The organism is Martelella sp. (assembly GCF_984369615.1).
In genome coordinates this window covers 1-2,755 of the sequence record NZ_CFHTCS010000477.1, presented here as the reverse complement: position 1 = coordinate 2,755, position 2,755 = coordinate 1, and the positions used below count along the sequence as shown (strand labels likewise).

Sequence of the window (2,755 nt, the reverse complement as noted above, 5' to 3'; positions counted from 1 at the left end):
TTCTTCGAGATGTCCATCGCCATCTTCACCAGCTGATCATGCGCCTCGCAATGGCGCTTGCGGGCGGCCATGAAGCCGGCATGAAGGCGCTCGAATTCTTCCCTTTCCTGCCCATAGCGATCCAGGAGCGGATTGCTGCCCTCCGGACCGAAGAAGGCCTCTCGCACCTCGCTCACCCATGCCCGGGGCACATTGAGGTCGCGGGCCACCGTCGTATCCGTCCATGAGCCGCCATAGGCATTGTCGCCATAGACGTCATCCAGCTTCTCCATGATGATCCGGCGATCATCCCGGCCCATCTGCGGCGGGAGCTCTGCCTGGAGAGTCTGTGTTTCGGATACCTTTGGCGGGGCGGTGATCGCCGCCGCCTTTGCTGTTGCCGCTTTTGCCGTTGTATTGCGCGGTCCTGCCGCCATGATGCCGGCTCCTTTCGTTGTCTGTTTCCTGTCTGGAGAAGATCTGCGGCTGCAGGCCGGGCAGCGGTCTTCGGCCGGTGTCGCACCGACCTGCCAGCCATGGGCGCCAAAGGCCGCAATGGCCGCCTCCGGCTCTCCCTGCCTCAGTGCTGCCGTGGCCGGCACATAGCCCGCCGCCTCACAGCAGCCGCAGACAATGCGCAGTGCCGATACCCGGCCGCTGCCACTGGCAATGCCGGTGCGCTCGAAGTGGCGGATGTGTCGGGCGTCGACCTTGATAGGTGCTTGTGCTGGTCGTGCTGACAGGCGGCTCATGCGGAGACCTCCTGCATGGCTTTTCCGGCATGACCGCCCCATTGCTCTGCCATGGCGTCGGCAACGCCCGGATATGTTCTCGAGCGCAGACGCCAGCGGTCCGTTCCGGGCGGCGCGCGGTGCACGATCGACCAGCGCCTGTGATCATCCGTTCCCGGTTTCGGCGGTGTCAGCCTGTTTGTCGGAGACAGCTTCGGCAGGCCACGCAGATAGAGTGAGGTCGCTTTGAAGGCCCTGTCGCCGAACCACCATGGCTGGACCGTCTGGGCCGGTGGCGCATAGCCGGCAATACGGGCTTTGGCATGCCGGTGCATCACCGGGTTCTCGACGGCAACCCGTTCGATCCTCGCATTCCAGCAGGCCGCAAACAGATCGGCCCCTTCATCCAGGAGCCGCCACATGATGGCGCGGCGCTCTTCCGTCGAAAGAACCGGCCATGCCTGCCGCTCTTCTGCCGTTGCCTCGTTTGGCGGATTGGTCGGCGGTCCCGAAAGCCAGCGCACCCCGCTGTTGCAAAGGCGCGTGCAGGGCGGATGCATGACCGCCAGAAGGTCCCAGCCATCATCAAGGATATCCCGGATATCGCAAACGATATGCCGGTTGCTGCCGTCTTCGGCCGGAAGAAGGTCACATGACCAGACATCATGGCCGCGTGCGGCAAAGGCACGCCGCACCACGCCGGAGGTCTCGCAACCGATCAGGATCCGCATCGGACGATCTGCCGCGAGCACGGCAGTTGCTGCGCTGGCGCTGTCAGTCTTCGCCATCCCGCTCATACCGCCCTCCCCGGTGTCCGGTACATCAGCTTCAAATGCTGCGGGCAGTAGGCAGAGCCCTCTGCCACGGGTCTGCCGCAACATGGAGCATCGGGACCAAGGGCATCCTCGCCAGCGGTGATGATCAGGTGGCACTGGAATTCGCCGCAGTCGATGAAGGGAACCGGCTCTGATCCGGCAAGCTGCATGTGTCGGGTGTCATAGGCACGGATGGCCGCACGCCGGCGTTCCTCGATCCGGCGCGCGGCTGCCTGCTCCTCTTCCTCAGCCGTCGGATATGCAGGCTGCTGATGGGTTGGCGCTTTGACCCGCCCTCGCCCTGCTTTCCCGCTCTTTGCTTTCTTCGCTGCCTTTGCCGTCTCGCTTGCCGGCTTCTTCGGCGGCCCCGGCTTGCGGGGGACCGCTCCCTTGGGAAAGCGTTCGGGATTGCGCGAGACAAGACCGGCAATCACACCACGCGAGACATCAAAGGCAGCAGCAATCACCGCAAGCGTCTCGCCACCGCGATACATCTTCGCCATCCGATCAAGCGCTTCAGGGTTCCAGCGTGTCATCCAGCCTCTCCGTTCCGTTCGGGATGCCCGCCCCTCTGCCAACAAAAGCGGCGGGACACCCGAGCGGAACAATCAGCTGAACCGTGGCTTTTGCCGCCAGTCGACCGCCGCCTCGACAGCTTCCATGCACAGCGCATCCATCGCGTCTTCGCTCAGTTGATCGGGATCGACGGTCTGGAGGATCCGGATGGTCTGAGAATCACGGACTGGCTTCAATGCATTCGGCCGCGGTCTGATCTCGCCTGGCATCACCCGGTGCGTGGGTGCTTCGGCAAAGGGAAAGGCACCCTTCATCGTGCCGCCCTCCCCTTGAGGACATCCAGACCACCCCCGGCAATCGCATCGATCAGGCAGCGCTTCAGCCGGTCGTGGCTGATCTCCTTGTCGGAAAGCTTCTCCAGGCAAAGCCGGGCTTCTGTCGGTGTCACATGGCCATCGGAAAGCGCTTCCAGAATGGTGCCGGTCAGATCGCTTTCACTAGCCTGATCGCCGGCAAGGCACTGGATCAGCGAAAGCGCGCGTTCACGCCGCTCTCCCGAACCGGAAAGCCGGCGCCCGGTCACAGACGCCATTGCCGCTGTCACCAGCGGTGCATCGGTATCCTCTTCCAATATGCGCACCACGGGGATTGGCATGATGTCGGTCTCGCGCTTGCCGTTCCAGCGGCCGACGGCACTGGTTGAACGGCTGGTGA

At 63.7% G+C, this 2,755-nt stretch carries 5 protein-coding genes; all 5 read right to left on the bottom strand.

The features are described 5' to 3' along the window. Positions 1–731, bottom strand: a 731-nt coding sequence (locus AC5DC2_RS22500) for a hypothetical protein (protein WP_491700099.1), incomplete at its 3' end; no start/stop codon positions are given. After that, positions 728–1,498 carry a hypothetical protein gene (locus AC5DC2_RS22495; RefSeq protein ID WP_491700100.1) on the bottom strand — a complete coding sequence of 257 codons (771 nt, stop codon included), beginning with the start codon at positions 1,496–1,498 and terminating at the stop codon, positions 728–730. The genes AC5DC2_RS22500 and AC5DC2_RS22495, both read right to left, overlap by 4 nt. A gap of 5 nt (positions 1,499–1,503) precedes the next feature. Then, entirely contained in the window at positions 1,504–2,061 is a 558-nt protein-coding gene (locus tag AC5DC2_RS22490) for a GcrA family cell cycle regulator (RefSeq protein ID WP_491700098.1), read from the bottom strand. A gap of 72 nt (positions 2,062–2,133) precedes the next feature. Further along, on the bottom strand, positions 2,134–2,355 hold the full coding sequence (locus AC5DC2_RS22485; protein ID WP_491700097.1) for a hypothetical protein: 222 nt from the start codon (positions 2,353–2,355) through the stop codon (positions 2,134–2,136). Beyond that, a partial coding sequence (locus AC5DC2_RS22480; RefSeq protein ID WP_491700096.1) for a hypothetical protein occupies positions 2,352–2,755 on the bottom strand: 404 nt, incomplete at its 5' end. The genes AC5DC2_RS22480 and AC5DC2_RS22485, both read right to left, overlap by 4 nt.